The organism is Mycobacterium sp. IDUB_37 (genome assembly GCF_055419245.1).
This window is the reverse complement of the sequence record NZ_JBVAXG010000005.1, coordinates 40,831-59,886: the sequence shown is the minus strand read 5'-3', so window position 1 is coordinate 59,886 and position 19,056 is coordinate 40,831. Positions and strand designations below refer to the sequence as shown.

At 66.1% G+C, this 19,056-nt stretch carries 14 protein-coding genes and 1 pseudogene; 10 read left to right on the top strand and 5 right to left on the bottom strand.

Features of this window, described 5'->3' with window-relative positions; genetic code table 11:
* Window positions 1-17 precede the first annotated feature (17 nt).
* The 4 genes from ACZY1I_RS17960 to ACZY1I_RS17945 are packed head-to-tail and all read left to right on the top strand — an operon-like array spanning window position 18 to window position 5,735.
* Window positions 18-1,406: an ABC transporter substrate-binding protein gene (locus tag ACZY1I_RS17960; RefSeq protein WP_463755820.1), complete on the top strand. Its 1,389-nt coding sequence runs from the start codon at window positions 18-20 to the stop codon at window positions 1,404-1,406.
* A complete protein-coding gene (locus tag ACZY1I_RS17955; RefSeq protein WP_463755819.1) occupies window positions 1,403-2,257 on the top strand; it encodes an ABC transporter permease in 855 nt (284 codons plus the stop codon). The genes ACZY1I_RS17960 and ACZY1I_RS17955 overlap by 4 nt, the downstream gene beginning before the upstream one ends.
* A complete protein-coding gene (locus tag ACZY1I_RS17950) occupies window positions 2,254-3,003 on the top strand; it encodes an ABC transporter ATP-binding protein (protein ID WP_463755818.1) in 750 nt (249 codons plus the stop codon). Before ACZY1I_RS17955 ends, ACZY1I_RS17950 begins: the two co-directional genes overlap by 4 nt.
* Window positions 3,000-5,735, top strand: a complete 2,736-nt coding sequence (locus ACZY1I_RS17945) for a fumarate reductase/succinate dehydrogenase flavoprotein subunit (RefSeq protein WP_463755817.1) — start codon at window positions 3,000-3,002, stop codon at window positions 5,733-5,735. Before ACZY1I_RS17950 ends, ACZY1I_RS17945 begins: the two co-directional genes overlap by 4 nt.
* Here ACZY1I_RS17945 and ACZY1I_RS17940 read toward each other — a convergent pair.
* Genes ACZY1I_RS17940 through ACZY1I_RS17930 form a run of 3 tightly spaced genes read right to left on the bottom strand, consistent with a single transcriptional unit; the run spans window position 5,711 to window position 8,563 of the window.
* Window positions 5,711-6,793: an FAD-dependent monooxygenase gene (locus tag ACZY1I_RS17940; protein WP_463755816.1), complete on the bottom strand. Its 1,083-nt coding sequence runs from the start codon at window positions 6,791-6,793 to the stop codon at window positions 5,711-5,713. The two genes, ACZY1I_RS17945 and ACZY1I_RS17940, sit on opposite strands and share 25 nt — an antisense overlap.
* Before the next feature lie 29 nt (window positions 6,794-6,822).
* A complete protein-coding gene (locus ACZY1I_RS17935) occupies window positions 6,823-7,353 on the bottom strand; it encodes a GNAT family N-acetyltransferase (protein ID WP_463755814.1) in 531 nt (176 codons plus the stop codon).
* 4 nt (window positions 7,354-7,357) lie between these two features.
* Window positions 7,358-8,563: a serine hydrolase domain-containing protein gene (locus ACZY1I_RS17930; RefSeq protein WP_463755813.1), complete on the bottom strand. Its 1,206-nt coding sequence runs from the start codon at window positions 8,561-8,563 to the stop codon at window positions 7,358-7,360.
* A 360-nt stretch (window positions 8,564-8,923) separates the two neighbouring features.
* On the opposite strand from ACZY1I_RS17930, the gene ACZY1I_RS17925 reads away from it, so the two are divergent.
* The 6 genes from ACZY1I_RS17925 to ACZY1I_RS17900 all read left to right on the top strand — a co-directional run bounded on the left by ACZY1I_RS17925 (window position 8,924) and on the right by ACZY1I_RS17900 (window position 17,222).
* Window positions 8,924-9,787 (top strand): LppX_LprAFG lipoprotein, encoded by an 864-nt coding sequence (locus ACZY1I_RS17925; protein ID WP_463755812.1) that lies wholly within the window; start codon window positions 8,924-8,926, stop codon window positions 9,785-9,787.
* 297 nt (window positions 9,788-10,084) lie between these two features.
* Window positions 10,085-11,551: a cytochrome b5 domain-containing protein gene (locus ACZY1I_RS17920; RefSeq protein ID WP_463755811.1), complete on the top strand. Its 1,467-nt coding sequence runs from the start codon at window positions 10,085-10,087 to the stop codon at window positions 11,549-11,551.
* On the top strand, window positions 11,548-12,735 hold the full coding sequence (locus ACZY1I_RS17915; RefSeq protein WP_463755810.1) for a type III polyketide synthase: 1,188 nt from the start codon (window positions 11,548-11,550) through the stop codon (window positions 12,733-12,735). The genes ACZY1I_RS17920 and ACZY1I_RS17915 overlap by 4 nt, the downstream gene beginning before the upstream one ends.
* Window positions 12,735-13,814, top strand: coding sequence for a sulfotransferase domain-containing protein (locus ACZY1I_RS17910; RefSeq protein WP_463755809.1), 1,080 nt, complete (start codon window positions 12,735-12,737; stop codon window positions 13,812-13,814). Before ACZY1I_RS17915 ends, ACZY1I_RS17910 begins: the two co-directional genes overlap by 1 nt.
* Before the next feature lie 117 nt (window positions 13,815-13,931).
* Window positions 13,932-14,357 carry a cellulose binding domain-containing protein gene (locus tag ACZY1I_RS17905; protein WP_463755808.1) on the top strand — a complete coding sequence of 142 codons (426 nt, stop codon included), beginning with the start codon at window positions 13,932-13,934 and terminating at the stop codon, window positions 14,355-14,357.
* 132 nt (window positions 14,358-14,489) lie between these two features.
* Complete coding sequence (locus ACZY1I_RS17900) at window positions 14,490-17,222, top strand: PE family protein (protein WP_463755807.1); 2,733 nt, start codon at window positions 14,490-14,492, stop codon at window positions 17,220-17,222.
* A gap of 3 nt (window positions 17,223-17,225) precedes the next feature.
* Here the strand turns inward: ACZY1I_RS17900 and ACZY1I_RS17895 are convergent, their stop codons facing one another.
* Together ACZY1I_RS17895 and ACZY1I_RS17890 are read right to left on the bottom strand one after the other, a co-directional pair.
* Window positions 17,226-17,849: a class I SAM-dependent methyltransferase gene (locus tag ACZY1I_RS17895; RefSeq protein WP_463756280.1), complete on the bottom strand. Its 624-nt coding sequence runs from the start codon at window positions 17,847-17,849 to the stop codon at window positions 17,226-17,228.
* Between the two features lie 6 nt (window positions 17,850-17,855).
* Window positions 17,856-18,647, bottom strand: a pseudogene (locus tag ACZY1I_RS17890) (DUF6065 family protein); the annotation flags it as partial.
* Window positions 18,648-19,056: the final 409 nt, after the last annotated feature.

Below are 19,056 nucleotides of genomic sequence, written 5' to 3'. Positions count from 1 at the left end.
ACGGCCCAGGATTTTTCATGAAGTTTCATGCTGCCCGGATTCTGTCGATAATTCTCACCCTCACCGTGCTGGTCTCCGGTTGCTCGCTGGAGTCGTTGGCCGAATCCTCGGGGGTGGTCAACGTCGTCGTCGGCTACCAGTCCAAGACCATCAACACCGTCACCGCCGGCACGTTGTTGCGCGCTCAGGGTTATCTGGAGCGCCGACTCGCCGACATCACCGCCCGCACCGGCACCAAATACGCTGTGCGGTGGCAGGATTACGACACCGGAGCCCCGATCACCGCGCAGATGCTGGCCGAGAAGATCGACATCGGCTCGATGGGGGATTACCCCATGTTGATCAATGGTTCCAAAACCCAGTCGAGTCCGCTTGCGCGCACCGAGATGGTTTCGGTGACCGGATACAACCCCAAGGGTGCGCTCAATATGGTTGTGGTGGCGCCGGGTTCGTCGGCGACCACGCTGGCAGACCTACGCGGGTCGCAGGTGTCGGCCAGCGTCGGTTCGGCGGGCCACGGTACGTTGATGCGCGCGTTGGACAGGGCCGCGATCAACGGCGTCGAGGTGCTCAACCAGCAACCTCAAGTGGGGGCCTCTGCGCTCGAATCCGGTCAGGTACAGGCACTTTCGCAGTTCGTCGCCTGGCCCGGCCTGTTGGTTTACCAGAACAAGGGCAAACTGCTTTACGACGGGGCCGAACTGGACGTGCCGACCCTGCACGGAGTGGTGGTTCGGCGCTCCTATGCTTCCGCGCACCCGGAAGTGCTGGCGGCGTTCCTGCAGGCGCAGTTGGACGCGACCGAATTCCTCAACACTCAGTCGCTGCAGGCGGCGCAGATCGTCGCCGACGCGAGTGGGCTGCCTGCGGAGGTGGTCTACCTCTACAACGGCCCCGGCGGAACATCCTTTGACACGACGTTGAAGCCGGCACTGGTCGACGCGCTGAAAAGCGACGTGCCCTATCTGAAGTCGATCGGTGACTTCGCCGACCTCGACGTCGGCGGATTCGTCGAGGAGGAACCACTGCGTGCCGTCTTCGGTGCCCGCGGACTCGATTATCAGGCCGGCCGGGCGCGCTCGGCCAACCCGTCGGTATTGGCCGGCGATCCCGCGCTGGCGAGTGAACTTTGGCTGGTCGGCGCGCAGACAACTCAGACGGTTGCCAGTCCGACCGCCCTGCTGCAGGCGATCCGGGAGGCCAACGGCCGCGGCGACAAGATCCGGGCCGCATACGTTCCCGACGCTGAACTGGGCACCCGATGGTTCGCCGACAAGGCGGTCTGGGTGCGCGAAGGAGGCAACTACCGCCCCTTCGGCACCGTCGCCGGCGCGCGACGTTACCTGACAGCGCATCCGGGTGGTGTCGTCGTGAGTTACCAACAGGCGGTAGGAGGTTCGCTATGACGGCCGAACTAACAGACCGAGTCGTCGGCGCGATCCCGGTGCCCGACGTCGTGATACCGCGAAAAGTCCCGTCGCCGTGGCCGTCCCGGCTACTCCGACTTGCGTCGGTGGCCGCTGCAATCGGGTTGTGGCAGCTGCTCACCGTCAACAAGGTGCGGTTCTGGCTGCGATTCGACACGCTGCCGACCGTCACCGAGATCGCACATGCGCTGACTCGCCGGTTGGGCGCCTACGAGTTTTGGCTGGACCTGGCGCAGTCGCTGCTGCGCATCTTGACCGGTTTCGGGTTAGCGGCGGTGGCCGGTGTGGCGACGGGTGTGCTGCTGGGGCGTTCTCGGTTGTTCGCCGACGGGTTCGGTCCCCTCACCGAATTGGCCAGGCCGATTCCGGCCATTGCGCTGGTGCCGGTGGCGATCCTGCTGTTTCCGACCGATGAGGCCGGCATCGTCTTCATCACGTTCTTGGCGGCCTATTTCCCCATCCTGGTCAGCACCCGGCATGCGGTCCGCGCGCTGCCCACGCTGTGGGAAGACGCGGTGCGCACCCTGGGCGGCGGGCGCTGGGATGTGCTGATCCGGGTGGTGCTGCCCGGCATCCTGCCCGGGGTGTTCGGGGGTCTGTCCGTCGGCATGGGCGTGGCGTGGATCTGCGTGATCTCGGCGGAGATGATCTCCGGTCGTCTCGGAGTCGGCTACCGCACTTGGCAGAACTACACCGTGCTGGCCTATCCGCAGGTGTTCGTCGGCATCATCACCATCGGCGTCCTCGGCTTCGCGACGTCTGCCGCGGTGGAACTGGTGGGCCGCCGGGTGACCCGGTGGCTGCCGCGAGGAGAGGAGACGAAGCGATGACCGCGAAGAACATCGGCATGAGCCTCGAACTGGACCGGGCCCGGCTGTCCTACACCGGGGTACCGATCATTGACGGGTTGGATCTGGCGGTCCGCCCGGGGGAGATCCTGGTGCTCACCGGTCCGTCGGGCTGCGGCAAGTCAACGGTGCTGCGTGCGCTGGCCGGCCTGATGCCCCCCGGCAGCGGCCGGGTGCTGGCTGACGGAACCGACGTGGTCGGCACCTCCGGGGACCGGGGAATGGTTTTCCAGGACAACGCCTTACTGCCCTGGCGCACTGTGCGGTCCAACATCGAATTGGCGTTGCGGTTGCGCGGCGAGCGCCGTGCCGCCAGGCGCACCGAGGCCGAACGCTGGATCTCCGAGGTCGGTCTCTCCGGGTTCGGTGACTACCTGCCCAAGAACTTGTCCGGCGGTATGCGCCAGCGGGTCCAGTTAGCCCGCGGCCTGGCCGGGGCGCCGCGGGCGGTGCTGATGGACGAGCCGTTCGGGGCGTTGGACACCCAGACCCGTGCCGCGATGCAGCGCCTGCTCGTTGATACCTGGCGGGCGCATCCGACCACCATCGTGTTTGTCACCCATGACGTCGACGAGGCCCTCGCGCTGGGGGACCGGGTGGCCGTGCTGGGTCAGGCCGGGCGGCCGCTGCGCGCCCTGCTGGACGTGCCGGAGCCCCGCGACCCTCGGCAGCGCCCCGAGCTGCGCGCGGAAATCATTGCAGCTCTTGAATTTTCGGTGGCGGCATGATGGAGATCCCGGCAGTCGAGGCACAGCTCCGGCTGGATTGTGACGTGCTGGTCATCGGTGGTGGGACCGCGGGCACGATGGCGGCCCTGACCGCCGCGGAGCGCGGCGCCCAGGTCTTGCTTCTCGAGAAGGCGCACGTGCGGCACTCGGGTGCGCTGGCCATGGGAATGGACGGGGTGAACAACGCCGTCATCCCCGGCAAGGCCGAACCCGAGGACTACGTCGCCGAGATCACCCGCGCTAACGACGGAATCGTCACCCAGCGCACCGTGTATCAAACCGCCACCCGCGGTTTTGCCATGGTGCAGCGGCTTGAGCGCTACGGGGTGAAGTTCGAGAAGGACGAGCACGGTGAATACGCGGTTCGCCGTGTGCACCGGTCGGGCTCTTATGTGCTGCCCATGCCCGAGGGCAAGGACGTCAAGAAGGCGCTGTACCGGGTGCTGCGGCAGAAGTCGATGCGCGAGAAGATCCGGATTGAGAACCGTTTGATGCCGGTGCGGGTCCTCACCGCCGAGGGCCGGGCGGTGGGTGCCGCCGCACTGCACACGCGCACTGGCGAATTCGTGGCGATCGGCGCCAAGACGGTAATTCTCGCGACAGGAGCCTGCGGACGACTCGGCCTGCCGGCGTCGGGTTATCTGTATGGCACCTACGAGAACCCGACCAACGCCGGCGACGGCTACTCGATGGCCTACCACGCGGGTGCGGAGTTGTCCGGCATCGAATGCTTCCAGGTCAATCCGCTGATCAAGGACTACAACGGCCCGGCCTGTGCCTACGTCGCCAATCCATTCGGGGGTTACCAGGTCAACTCGCACGGCGAGCGGTTCGTCGACTCCGACTACTGGTCGGGACAGATGATGGCGGAAGTCAAGAGCGAGATCGACTCAGCCCGCGGGCCCATCTACCTCAAGGTGTCGCACCTTCCCGACGAGACACTGAGCGCGCTGGAAGACATCCTGCACACCACCGAGCGGCCTACCCGCGGAACCTTCCACGCCAATCGCGGCCACGACTACCGAACCCACGACATCGAGATGCATATCTCCGAAATCGGCTTGTGCAGTGGGCATTCCGCATCCGGAGTCTGGGTCGACGAGCATGCCCGTACCACGGTGCCCGGCCTGTACGCCGCGGGAGACCTGGCTTGCGTTCCGCACAACTACATGATCGGGGCATTCGTCTTCGGCGACCTGGCCGGGGCGCATGCTGCGACCACCGCCACGGAAGTTGCTTCGCCGCAACATCTTCCAGCGGACCAGCTGCGCGAAGCGCATGAACTGATCTACCGGCCGCTACGTTACCCGGACGGCCCGCCCCAGCCACAGGTGGAATACAAGCTGCGACGTTTCGTCAACGACTATGTGGCCCCACCGAAATCGGCCGCCAAGCTGTCCATCGCGGTACGTACTTTCGAACGGATGCGCGACGAGATTGCCGGCATGGGTGCAGGTACGCCGCACGAGCTGATGCGCGCGGTGGAGGTGTCGTTCATCCGGGACTGTGCGGAGATGGCCGCACGATCCTCGCTCACCCGAACCGAATCGCGCTGGGGCTTGTACCACGACCGCGCCGACCTGCCCGGCCGCGACGACAACCAGTGGGGATATCACCTCAACCTGCTCAAGGGATCTGACGGCAGCATGCGGTTCCTCAAGCGTCCGGTGGCTCCGTACTTCGTGTCGGTTCCCGAACTCGACGGACTGCCGCCGGTGGATCGGCGGGTACTCGACGTCGAGCAACCGGCGCTGATCGGTGGTCAGGCTCCGGCGACCACCCGGTCGCGGATCGACGCGACTGCCTTAAAGAGCGATCCGCCGTCACCGCGCATCGCGGCAGTTTTGACGCTCGACGAGCCCACGATCGCCGACCTCGCGGAGTATCTGGTCGACGACGATTCCGGAGTTCGGCGCACCGCGGTAAACACGCTCACCGAGCACACACCGGACGGTTATGCTCCCGCCCTGCTGAATGCGCTGAAGGACGCCGACGCGTCGGTGAGACGTGCCGCCGCTGACGGGATTCGGGAGTTGGTCGAGGTGCTCCCCGATCCGCAGGGTGCCCGCGCTCATCTGCTCTCGCCCGACACCGTGGTTCGGGCGGCGGCGGTGTATCTGTTGGCCGCGCGCCGGGCCGGCGAATCGGGGGAGTACCGGCGTGCCCTCGACGATCCAGATCACCGGGTACGCATCGAGGCGGTGCGTGCGCTGGTGTCCGTTGACGACGTGGCGGGAGTCGTCGCCGCCACGACCGACGAGAACCGGGAAGTCCGTATCGTCGCGGCCGGCGGCCTGGCCACCTTGGGTGCCAGCGTCGATCGCAAGCGCGGCGCAGCCGGGCGCAGCGGGTCGGCGCCATTGGGTGACGGTGCGGACGCGGTCAGCGCGCTCATTGCTGACACCGACCCGCTGGTCCGTGCGGCGGCACTGGCGGCGCTGGCCGAATTGGGTTGTGGTGAAGCCGATTTCAAAGCTGTCGAACAGGCATTGCGGGCACCGGCCTGGCAGGTACGAGTGGGCGCGGCACGCGCACTGGCCGGCGCCGCAGCCGAATTCGCGGTGCCGCGTCTGACGGATGCTCTCGGTGATGCGCATCTCGACGTGCGAAAGGCGGCCGTGCTGAGCCTGACTCGCTGGGCCGACAGCCCGGCCACCCAGGACGCGCTGGGCATCGCGCTGAAAGACACCGATGCCGACGTGCGTGCCTACGCGCGGCGAGCGCTGGAGTAGTCGGGTAGTTCCACGGCATCGGCGGTGGTGAACCATTTGCGCTCCGCGATCAGCCGAATCGGCCAGCGCTGCATGTACTTCATCACCATCGCGGTGTTGCGGATATCCGATGCTGATTTCGGCAGGTAGCCGTCGATGCCGTTTGGCAGTTTCTGGCACCTGGTTACGTAAGGCCGCATCACCTGCTGGTAGCGGTCCAGAGAAACTCCCAGCGGCGTCGCGTCATCGACCGGACCTAATTCGCCCGCCAGCACGTAGGCGCCCACCAGCGCCAGGCTGGTGCCCATGCCGCTCAGCGGTGACGCGCAGTATCCGGCATCACCGACCAGGGCTACCCGCCCCGAATGCCAAGCGTCCATGTGGACTTGGACGAATTCGTCGAAGTAGAAGTCTTCGGCCTCGCGTGCCGCGGCCACCAGCTCGTCGGAATGCCAACCGGCACCGGCGAATCGAGCGGCCAGCAGTTCGCGCTGTGCGGCCAGGTCAGTACGGTCGTAGCTGATCGGTTCGGAGCGAAAAGCCAAACCCGCCTTGCCGACAGCCGGATCGTGCGACGGACGCAACGATGCGTTCAACCCCCCGGGCGCCTGGTACATCAGGTACCAACCGTCGAGCCCGACCGTGTCGGGGGCGGTGAACCAGGCGTTATAGCCACCGAGTGGCCGCACGAATTTCTCCTCCGGCCCGAAGGCCAGGCGGCGCACGGAGGAATGCGGACCGTCGGCGCCCACCACCAGATCGGCCTGTACATCCGTGCCGTCGGACAACGTTGCGACAACGGCCTTTTTGTTCTGTTCGATTTTGGTGATTCGGGTGCCGAAGCGGTATTCGGTATTCGCGGTGCTGGCCTGATAGAGCACGTCGGCTAGGTCGCCGCGCAGGATCTCCAGTTGGCTGACAACGCCGTTGCCGTGGAATGCCTCGACCGGCATCTCGGCCCGGCGTCCGCCGTCGGCCAACTCGACCACCACTACCTGGTATCCGTTGCGGCCCAGCCAGTAGGCGAGGGCGGGGCCGGCGATCCCTGCGCCGCTGATCAAGACGGTGGGTTGGTGCACGTGTTTCTCCATGGAGGTCGGGACGGCCGTCAGCGCAGGATCTTGGCGAACAGCAGGCTGTCGAGGGGTTCAGAACTGATGGCCGGGTAGACCAGATGGCGGGCGAGCCGACCTTCCAAGACGAAACCGGATCCTTCGAGTGTTCGCACGACCGCGGCGTTGTCGATGTGACAGGTGGCCCACACCCGATACATGTGCGAGTCAGCGGCCAAATCTGCGATCAGGATGTCGAGTACCTCAGACATGAAACCCACGCCCCACCACCGCTTGCCGAGGCAGCTGCCCAGTTCGGCGGAGTGCCGAGTGTCGCGTCGCGCGCTGACCAGGCCGATCACCTGGCCCGCCTGCGGCCCGGTACCGCGGAGTTCGATCACCCAGGTCCGATATTCCTCGCTGGTGTTCAGGTTTTCGGCGATCACCCAGCGGGTGTACTCGATGTCGGGGTGCAGCGGCATCGTGAGGTAGCGCGCGACCTCGACGTCGCGGCCGATGTGGTTGAACAACGCGTCGGCGTCATCGACCACCGGCCGGCGCAGCAGCAGTCGAGGCCCGGTAATCAACGTGTTAGAGGCCGAGCGCCTGATAGGTGCGACGGACGAACTTCGGTTGCGCCGTCCGCAGTCTGGCCAGAGCGGGGTTGCCCGCGACCGCAGCTGCCGCGTTCACCGACAGGTCGGGGCAGTACTGAATCAGGTAGAGCAGGATCAGGTCCGCGCTCGGGTCGGCCTGCCACCACGTTCCATAGGCGCCCGGCCAGCTGAACGTCCCGACCCCGCCCGGCCCAAATAACGGTGTGGCCTTGGCCGGATCGGTCACCACGGACAGGTTCAACCCGAACCCCCGGCCGACCCAGTAGGGCGATCCGAGGAAGTTGTGCCGTTTCTGCTCATCGGTCAACCGGTCGGTGCGCATCAGTCGCACCGACTCCGGGGACAGCACCCGCACCCCGTCGATCGACCCGTCGCCCAGCAGTACCCGCACGAACCGCAGGTAGTCGTCAGCCGTCGACCACAACCCGCCGCCGGCGTTGCAGAACTCGGGTGGCTTGACCTGCGGCGGGCCCATTACGTCGTGTCGCAACTGGTCGTGCTCGTCGTGCCGGTACATGGTCGCGGCCCGTGCTCGCGCTTCGGGCGTGACAAAGAAGCCGGTGTCGGGCATGCCGGCCGGACCAAGCACCCGTTCCTCGAACACCTCGTACAGCGGCTTGTCCTCGATACGGGACAGCAGGACGCCCAGCACATCAATGGCGTGGCTGTAGGTCACCTGCTCGCCGGGCTGGTGTACCAAGGGCAGCGCGGCGAGCTCGTTCAGCCAGACGTCCGAGCCCTGATTGAACGGTAAACGCATGTAGGCCCGCGAAATCGGTCCGGATACCGAGAATCCGTAGGCCAGACCACTGGTGTGGGTCAACAGATCCTCGACCAGAATCGGGCGCCGGGCCGGAAGCGTCCGGTCCAGCGGGCCGTGCGGATCGTCAAGCACCTGCGGGTTGCCCAACTCCGGTGCCCACCGCGCGATCGGATCGCTCAATGCGACTTTGCCCTCGTCGACCAGGCTCATGGCCGCCGCGACGGTGATGGGTTTGGTCATCGACGCAATCCGAAACAGCGTGTCGCGCTGCATCGGTAGCCCCGCTTCGACATCGCGGTAACCGATTTCGTTGATCTGCAACAATTCTCCGCGCTGCCACACCATCGTCAGCGCTCCCGCGAGCAGGCCGGCGTCACAGACCTCTCGGATGGTTGCCTGATTGCCGTCGAGATTCACCCGGACAGGTTAACGGTTCGACTCGGCCGTGTGAGGCCGCTGTGCACTCCGCAAAGAATCGTCGGACGCCGGCGACGTCCGTTCCTCCGTCGATAGTTACTTCTGTGGAACAGTTTGCACCAAACCAAGCGCATGCTAAATTCGCGCTCTCCGGCAAATGTGATCTGGGGAACAGCTGCGAGGGCAAGGGCATGCTAATGACAACTGTGTCGTTGCTGGTGAACCAGGGTGCGGGTGTGCAGTCACCGAGATCCGCGATGGCGGGCGGAGCCGGGAACCCGCGCTCCGCCCATACCGTACGACGAGGGTAGCGACTCGCTGCTCATCACCACCGGTTGGATAACTCAGCAAAGGCTGGCCATGAATGGCTTGATCTCACAAGCGCAAATCTCCCACCGACGTGCCTCCCGTCGACCCTCGACCCCGGTGTCTGTCGCGATTCTGTTCGCGGCGGCACTTCTCGCGACGGTCGTCACGGGGTGCGGAGGAAAGTCATCGACGGGAAGTTCCCAAACTTCGGGAGCGTCCGGATCCACTGCCGCTTCCGCGACGTCCGGGGCGACGTCGGCTACATCGGGGGCGGCGTCACCAGAAGCTCAACAGCTCTTGACAGACAGCTCGAAGGCGACAACGGCGCTGCACTCGCTGCACGTCAACCTCCAGACCACCAACATCACCACGCTTCCGTTTGAGGCCGTCAACGCCGACGTGACCAATCAGCCCGAGGGCAACGGACAGGCTGTGGGTGACGCCATGATCCGGTTGCAGCCCAAGACCCCCGCGGTGCATAAGGACTTCCTGGTCTCCAACAAGACCATGTACACCAAGAACGAGGCCGGCGCATACACCTCGAACGGGCCGGCGGAGAAGATCTACGACCCGGGCGTCATCCTGGATAAAGACAAGGGCATCGGCTTTGTGGTCGGCAAGGTCTCCAACCCGCAGGCCGGCGGTAATGAGACGATCGACGGTGTGGCCACCGTGAAGGTGTCCGGCACTATCGATCCGAAGATCATCGACCCGTTGGTACCCCAGATCGGCAAGGACGCAACGGGTCCGCTTCCGGTCACTCTGTACATCGCCGATGCGAAAGCGCCGGGTGCGCCGGGCAACCCGCCGAGCCCGGTCCTGGTGCGGATGGTGATTGACAAGGACCAGGGTCATGTCACGATCACCCTGTCCAATTGGGGTGCGCCGGTGACGATCCCGAACCCGACACCCTGACAAACCCCAGGTGAACGACGGATAGGGAACCGGCTCGGAAGTGCGGCGCGGCCTTACTGGTCGCAGCTGGGCGCCGGGCCGGTTCTCATCCGCCGGAACGTTCACCCGATCCTTGCCGGGCAAAGGATTTGGTGAGCCCGCCTGCGGCACGTAGGGTTCGCGATTCTCCGAATCCAGCCGGGACCTCATTGAGAATCCACCGAGAATCCTTTGAGGCCACCCTCGCACGATTGGGCCAACTCGCCGGAGACACCGGCCAGTAACCGATCTCACCCCAAGAGACCTGGAGGAGCACGAATGACCAACGACCTCCCCGAAGTCCAGGAGCGTGGCCCCGGCCCACGCCCCGGGCCTCCGCCGGGTGGGCCCCCTGTGATGTCCGATGTGTGGGTTTACAACGGGCGCGCGTACGACCTGAGTGATTGGATATCCAAGCATCCCGGCGGCGCATTCTTCATCGGGCGCACCAAAAACCGCGATATCACCGCGATCGTCTCGTCGTACCACAAGGACACGGCCAAAGTGGAGCGCTCGCTGGCGCGGTACGCACTGGACCGCGATGCCGAACCTCGTGACATCCATCCAAAGCACAACGCACCGCCGTTTCTGTTCAAGGAAGACTTCAACAGCTGGCGGGACACTCCTCAATACGACTTCCACAACCCGAATGACTTGATGCACCGAGTGAAAGCGCGCATCAAAGAACCCGCGCTGGCACTGCGAATCAAGCGGATGGACCGGCTTTTCAACGTCGTCGTCGTCATGCTGGCGCTCGCCTATTTCGGGGTGCAGGGTCTGCGGCTGGCCGAACCACGGTATATGCCGTTGTGGGCCTTTGTGATTGCGATGGTCTTGCTGCGCAGCTCGCTGGTCGGGTACGGCCACTACGCACTGCATCGCGCGCAACGTGGCCTCAACAGGGTCTTCGCGAACAGCTTCGATTTGAATTACATAGCACTGTCTTTGGTGGTAGCTGACGGGCACACACTGTTGCACCACCCGTACACCCAGAGCGACGTGGATATCAAGAAGAACGTGTTCACGATGATGATGCAGCTACCGCGGCTGTACCGCGTTCCGGTACATACCCTGCATAAGTTCGGCCATCTGGTGACCGGAATGGCTATCCGCATCGCCGACGTGTGGAACATGACCCGCAAAGTAGGCGTCGAGGAGGGCTACGGAAGCTGGCGCAACGCGCTGCCACACTTCCTCGGTTCCTCCGGAGTGCGGTTGCTGCTGCTGACCGAGATGGTCGTTTTCCTGGCGGCCGGCGATTTCTGGGCCTGGGCACTGCAATTCGTCGCGACGCTCTGGGTCAGCACATTTATGGTGGTCGCCAGTCACGAATTCGAGGACGAGACCTCCGAAATAGTCAAAGGTGAAGACTGGGGAGTGGACCAGGTCGAGCATGCCAACGACCTGATGGTGATCGGCAACCGCTACGTCGACTGCTTCCTGTCGGCCGGCCTGAGTTCGCACCGGGTCCATCACGTATTGCCTTTCCAGCGCAGCGGATTCGCCAACATCGTCACCGAGGACGTGTTGCGCGAAGAGGCGGGCAGGTCCGGTGTCGAGTGGTTGCCGCCGAAGAGTTTCGTCACCGACCGGTTGCCCAAGCTGTGCCGCACGTATCTGCTGTCGCCGTCGCGTCAGGCCAAAGAACGGAATTGGGGCTTTGTCCGCGAGCACCTTTCGCCCGCGGCGTGGAAAGAGAGCGCCAACTACGTAGTGTCCGGCTTCGTCGGAATCGGGTCGGTATGAGCACCGCAGCCGAGGGCGGCGCCGTGCGCGCCCCCGCCGCCGAATCGCCGTTGGACCTCGCGCAGTTGCCGCCCGCTCCGCCGACCACGGTCGCAGTCATCGAAGCCATCGCGACGGGTTGGCCGCAGCGCGCAGTCGAGCAGTCCCACGCCGCCGATCGGGTCGCCGAGCTCTTCTCGGACCCCCAACAGCGGGAACGGATTCCGCGGTTGTATCAGAAGACGCGGATCGACACCCGCCAGATGGCGGTCGACCCGCTCGACCCCGATTTCGATGCCTTCCGCCGGGATCCTGGGACGATCCGGGATCGGATGAACATGTTCTTCGAACACGCGGTTCCACTGGCGGTCGACGTCAGCAGGCGTGCCTTGGCAAGCCATCCGTATCGGACGGACGAGATCGGGTTGGTGGTGTTCGTCACCAGCACCGGATTCATCGCACCGGGAGTGGATGTCGCGATCGTCAAGCAACTCGGGTTGTCTCGGTCGGTATCTCGTGTCGTGATTAATTTCATGGGCTGCGCGGCCGCGATGAACGCCATCAGTACCGCTTCTTCCTATGTTCGATCCCACCCGAGCATGAAGGCGATGGTGGTATGCATCGAATTATGTTCGGTGAACGCCGTTTTCGCCGACGACATCAACGACGTCGTCACCCATAGCTTGTTCGGGGACGGGTGCGGGGCCCTGGTGATCGGCGCCGGCCAGGTACAGCAGCCACTTCCGCAGGGCTCTGTGGTGATCCGCAGCAATTTCAGCCACTTGTTGGACGACGCTGAGGACGGCATTGTGCTCGGCGTCAACCACGACGGCATCACCTGCGAACTGTCCGAGAACCTTCCCGACTACATCTACCGCGGCGTCGAGCCGGTTGTCTCAGAGGTATTGCGGGACAATGGATTAGAGAAATCTGATATCGACTTGTGGGCGGTCCACCCCGGTGGGCCCAAGATCATCGAGCAATCGGTGCGCTCGCTCGGAATCCCTGCCGAGTCCGCCGCACAGAGCTGGGCGGTGCTGGCGCGGTTCGGCAACATGCTGAGCGTCTCGTTGATTTTCGTGCTGGAAATGATGGTGCGCGAGGTGGATTCGGAGAAGCCCATCTCGACGGGCGTGGCGTTCGCGTTCGCGCCGGGCGTCACTGTCGAAGGCATCCTGTTCGACATCATTCGGAGGTCGAGCTGATGAGCCGGGCCTCGTACCGGTCCCTGATGACCGACAACATGCGGTGGGACGCGCTCGAACTGCGTGCCGGCGACATCATCATCACCACGCCATCGAAATGTGGCATGACGTGGACCCAACGCCTGGTCTCGCTGCTCGTCTTCGACGGGCCCGACCTGCCCGGGCCGCTGTCGACGGTGTCGCCGTGGTTCGACCAGACGATTCGACCCCTCGATGAGGTCGTCGCCGTCTTGGAGGCGCAACGGCACCGTCGTTTCATCAAGACGCACACCCCGTTGGACGGCCTCGTCCTCGATGACCGGGTCACCTACCTCTGCGTTGGCCGCGACCCCCGGGACGCGGCGGTGTCGATGTTGCACCAGACCGCCAACATGGACCGGGACCGAGTGCGCGATCTGCACGAAGCGGCTGTGCCGCCTGAGGCGCGATTCGGCCCGCCAGGTCCGGCGCCGCAGCACGATCCCGGCCCGCACGGCCCGGGATTCGCCCCGCCGGGTGCGGGATTTCCCCCGCCAGGCGCGGGATTCGGGCCGCCAGGACCGCCACCCGAGCATCCGCCCGGGCCGCGGGGACCGATAGCGGAATTCCGCGACTGGATGGAGGGGCCGGCCCACCCGCCTCCCGGGATGGGGTTCGCCCCGCCGCGCGGCATTGGCACGCTCGCCAACATCCTCGACCAGTTCGGCAAGTCCTGGGAACGGCGCCACCAGTCAAATGTGGCCCTTTTCCACTACGCCGACCTCCAGGCCGACCTGGTAGGCGAATTGCTGCGGCTGGCCACGGTCCTCGGCATAGACCTGACTCGACATCGCGCGGAGGAACTGGCCAAACACGCATCTCTGGATGAGATGCGCTCTCGGGCCGGAGAGATCGCGCCGAACACCACCGACGGCATCTGGCACAGCGACGAGCGCTTCTTCCGCCGGGGTGGTGGCGGAGAATGGCAGCAGTACTTCGGCGACCGGGAGCATTACCGCTACAACGCCCGCATCAACCAGTTGGCCCCGCCGGATCTGCTGGCGTGGGCGCACGAAGGTCGCAGCGGCTGCGATCCGGCAGAGCTGCCGGCCTCGGCGTAATGGCTCCGCCCAGCAGCAGGCCCTAAATTTCACGACGGTTGCGGTTGAGCAAAGTTACTGCAGCTAACGCGCAATGAAAGGGCCAACATCGCCTGCTCGGCTATAGTGTTGGCTCCTATGACTGGACTACGGCTTCACGAGAAGTCCTGGCGCACAGCGCTTCACGTATCCATGTCGGCATGTGTCGCTGCCGTCCTCGGACTCGGCTTCACCCCGGTCGCTCATGCCGCCGCCGTCTCGGCGACGTTGACGGTCGAACACGCGTGGCAGGACGGGTTCATTGCGCGCTGGGCGATCACCAACACGAGCATGGCGCAGGTGCCCGATTGGAGGCTTGAGTTCGACATGCCGGTGGGTGAATCTCTGTCCCACACCTGGAACAGTTCCTTTGTGCAGTCTGGCACCCACTTTGTGATCACCCCCGCGAACTGGAATCACACCATTGCACCTGGTGGTTCGGCCACCGGTGGCATGAGGGGCGTGCTGACAGGCGCCTACTCGCCACCGGTGAATTGTCGGATCAACGGGTTCCCCTGCACCTAGAGTCGGGTCGCGACTATCGGTCAGGCTGTTCTTAACCAGGTCACCAGTAACTCAAACGAAATACATAGAAAGCCAAATTAGCTTCGCCCCCAGGGGGTTACGCCGCGTCGGGCGGTGGGGAGCGAGGCGGCAATGTCTTTTGTGGTGGCAAGTTCGGAGTCGTTGGCTGAGGCCTCGGCGGCGGTGCAGAATGTCGGCTCAATTGTGGATGCGGCGAATTCCGCTGCGGCACAGACGACTACGAGTGTGGCCGCGGCCGCCGGTGACGAGGTGTCGGCGGCCATCGCGGCGCTGTTCTCCAGCCACGGTCAGGAATTTCAGTCGGTGAGCGCGCAGGTATCGGCTTACCAGGCCAGCTTCGTCCAGGCGCTGAGCGGGGCCGGAATTTCCTACTCGACCGCCGAGGCGGCCAATGCCTCGCCGTTGCAGACGCTCCAGCAAGACGTGCTCGGCGTGATCAACACGCCTACCAATCTGCTGATGGGGCGCCCATTGATCGGTGACGGAGCCAACGCATCGGCGGGCACCGGTCAGGCCGGTGGAGCGGGCGGGATCTTGTGGGGCAACGGGGGCAACGGTGGGTCGGGTGCCCCCGGGCAGAACGGTGGTGCCGGCGGATCCGCCGGGTTATTCGGCAACGGCGGCAACGGCGGGGCAGGCGGTGTGGGTGTCACTGGAGCGACCGGCGTCGCCGGCGGTGTGGGTTCAACTGGGGGAACCGGTGGTACGGGTGGGGCCGGCGGCAGCGGCGGGTTGTGGCAGGGCAATGGCGGGGCCGGCGGGGCCGGGGGCGCGGGCGGCATCGGCGGAACTGGCGGGGCGGGCTCCTACGTCACCGGTAACGGCAACGGCGGCGACGCGGGCGACGGTGGCCGTGGCGGTTTTGGCGGAACTGGTGGAATGGGTTCGTTGTTCGGTGGTCAAGCCGGCGCTGGTGGCAACGGCGGCGACGCCGGGGCCGGTGGGACCGGCGGGGCGGGTGCTGCCGGCATCGCCCCCAGCGGCCCCGCGGTCAACGGCGGGACAGGCGGGGATGGCGGCTACTCGGGCGACCCGGGTCTCGGTGGGAGCGACGGGTTCGATGTGACCCCCGGCGCCCACGGCGCGAACGGGAGCTACGCGAGCACCGGCGGTGACGGCGGTGCCGGCGGGGCCGGTTTCAACGCCACGGTCCCCGGCACCCAAGGCGGGCACGGTGGCGATGGCGGGACCGGCGTCGGTTACACCGGCAACGGTGGCGACGCCGGGGCCGGAGGCACTGGCGGTTACGGCGGCATCGGTGGTCACGGGGGCTATGGGGGTGAGGGTGTGCTGGCCGGCGGCACCGGAGGCGACGGCGGGGCTGCGATCAACGGCACCGGCGGTATCGGCGGCGACGGCGGTTTGGCAGACAACCCGGCAACCGGAAACGCCGTCGGCGGCGCCGGCGGCAACGGCGGGGCCGGGCTCATCGGGGGCGCCGGTGGCCACGGCGGCTACGCCGTGGTGGACAGCAACTCCGCGACTGGTGTCGCGACCGGCGGCGTCGGTGGTGCCGGCGGCGCCGTCGGCCCCGGGACCACCGAAGGCATCGGCGGGACCGGCGGCACCGGCGGCAGCGCGGAGACCTTCGGCGCCGGAAACGCCCACGGCGGCGCCGGCGGGGCCGGCGGCGATGGCGGCACCGGGACCGGCGGGACCGGCGGCACCGGCGGCTCGTCACAGGCTCACGGAACCGGAGACGCCCTCGGTGGCGCCGCCGGCTACGGCGGTACCGGGGCCATCGGCGGCGGTGGCGGCGGCACCGGCGGTGAGGCAATCAACTGGGGAACCGGAAACGCCATCGCCGCCAACGGCGCCGACGGCACCGCCGCCTCGACTGCCACCGGAATCGGCGGGGCCGGCGGCACCGGCGGTGAGTCGGGTATCCAGAACAGCGCGTCGTCGGCCTACGCCATCGCGGGCAACGGCGGCGCCGGAGCCACCGGCGCCACCGGCGGGGCCGGGGGAACCGGCGGTATGGCGAGCACCTTCGGAACGGGAAACATCACCCCCGGCGTCGGCGGCAACGGAGGCACCGGCACCACGGGCAATGGCGGGGACGGTGGCGCCGGCGGCATTGGGCAGATCGTCGACAGCACCTCCAACCTGGCGCCGGTCGGCGGCGCCGGCGGTCACGGCGGCGACGGGTACAACGGTGGCGCGGGCGGAGCCGGCGGTAACGGGTTGAACGACGTGTACAACTACGGCGTCGTCACCACCAACGCTGACGCCATCGGCGGTGCCGGCGGCAATGGCGGCAACGGCACCACGGGCTTCGGCGGCGCAGGCGGCAACGCCGGCTACGGGGCCAACGACGGCCCCGGAAACGCCTATGGCGGCACCGCCGGGATCGGCGGCACCGGCGCCGCCGGCGGCGGCAACGGTGGAAATGGCGGCGATGCCTACAACTTCGGCACCGGAAACGCCACAGCCAGTGCAGGCGCCGCGGGGATCAGCGGCGGCACCACCGGTACCGGTGGTAGCGGCGGGAACGGCGGCAACGCCTTCTTCACGCCCGAATCCGCCACCGTCGCCGCTTCCTCAACGAGTACCGCCACGGCGGGTGTCGGCGGGGCCGGCGCCGATGGCATCACCGGCGGGAACGGCGGCAACGGTGGCGACGCGATGAACACCGGAACCGGAGTCACGATTGGCGGCGACGGAGGCCACGGCGGCAACAGCTCGGCCGACTTGACCAACGGCGGTGACGGCGGCGACGGCGGGTTTGCGATCACAGCAAATGTGCCTAGTGGCGCCGCCGGCTCCGGTGGAGCACCGGGGACTGGCGGAAGCGGCGGTCTTCCCGGGTTGCCCGGGTTTGACGGAGACGTCATCAGCAACTGACGCTCAGCGGCGCTGTGCGCGTACGTACCAGAACGCCATTTCCACCTTGTTGCCGTCCATGTCGCGGTGTAGCTGGACCGGCTCGAGCGAGATGAGGTCCCAGCCCGCGCCGCCCAGCACGTCGCGCAGCGTCCGCTCGGGTACCGCCGGTCGGGGCCGGTCTGCGTCCGGCGGAAGCGCATCGGAGAAGCAGCTCATCAACAGGGTGGCGCCCGGCCGGGCGGCACGGTACGCCACAGCGGCGTAGCTGCGCTTGTCGTCGTCGTCGAGGCAATGGAACATGCCACTGTCGACGACGGTGTCGAAGGCGTCGGCAAGACCTTCGAGTTTGGTGGAGTCGCCCCTCATGAACGTGACGTTGACGCCGGCGTCCTGGGCCCGTTGCCCGGCGGTGCGCAGCGCGGTGGGCGAGATGTCCAGGCCGGTCACGTCGTAGCCATTCCTGGCCAGATAGATCGCGTTGTCGCCGAGCCCGCAGCCGACGTCCAGCACGTCACCGTGCACCCAACCGGCAGCGAGCCAGGAGATGACACTTTCCTTGGGCGCCTTGGTGTCCCACGGCGGCGTCTCTACCGCGGGAAGGCCCGGACCCGGGCTTTCGCCGCGATAGAGGGCGTCGAAATCGATCGAGCGGGGGGGCCGGTTCTCATCTGGCTGCACAAACGAACGTAACTCACGGCGAGTCTGGTGATCCAGTGCCCCTGGCTGGCCGCCGATGTGTCTGCCGCGCGTGTAGTCCGATTGCCAATCCACCGGCTCTCCGACGGCAACCCTGGTCGCCTGTTCCATCTGTTTTGCGGCGTCCCGTGAGCTCAAAAAAGTCTGATGTGCGCGCTGCAGATCTTCGTCGGAGCCGATGCGCCTGAGTTCGGGGACGAACTCCTCGAGTTCGGCGCGGCGCTGCGGGACTATCATGCAGATCGGCTCGTCGACCTCGAATCGCACCGGTGTGTGTTTGCGCGTGAGTTTCCAGCTCATGCTGAAACTCGCACTTGTCCAGTCGGTTTCGACGATGCCCTCCAACGGGCACACGCCGTCCTTCGGATAGTTCGCCGGTCCGCGGACCAACAGGTTGTAGCCCGGCGGCGTGCGAAACAGCAGCGGCAGATTCCAGGTCAGGGTGCCGTAGCCAAAGTGACTCAGCGGCAGGAACTGCTCGCTGCCGCGCTTGTCCGGTTGGATCACTACGTCCACGCCGGTCTCCTCGCCGAACCAGGTAGCTGTGAACGCGCATTGGTTCAGCACCACCCAGCCACTCTGGTTTGCGATGCGCATCGGCAAACACCGGTTGGGCCAGCCCTTCCGGGTTTCCGACATCTTTGACATCCACGCCCGGTTGATCGGCGCCGGCGTGATCTGCGGCGGGTTGTCGCGAGTGATGAACCCGATCAGGGGACGGGCCGGCGTGCTGGACGTGTCACTCATAAATCCATCTTGGTATATGGGTTACGTAGGTAGCCCGCATGGGTTTGGTGAGTGGTGTGGGTGGGCCTGCCCGACGGAGGCGGATGTGACGAATGTGACCAATGTGACCAAAAGTATTGCTGCGCAACCTAACTAGGCGGTAGCGGCGGCGAAACGACCGGGGCCGCCGTGCGTCACCTGTACCTACCGCGAGCTCGTGCAACGCTGCCCCGCAGCCGACATCCTTTACGACCCGTCCAGAGAGGCGGAGAAGGAGGTCTAGATCTCGCATGGACCCGGAAACGCACGAGTCTCGAGTCCACCGGGCGCTTCGGCCACCGGCGGCATGCGGGGCGTGCTGACCGGTGCCTACTCGCCACCGGTGAATTGCCGGATCAACGGGCAACTTTGCTCCTAGAAATACGCGCGG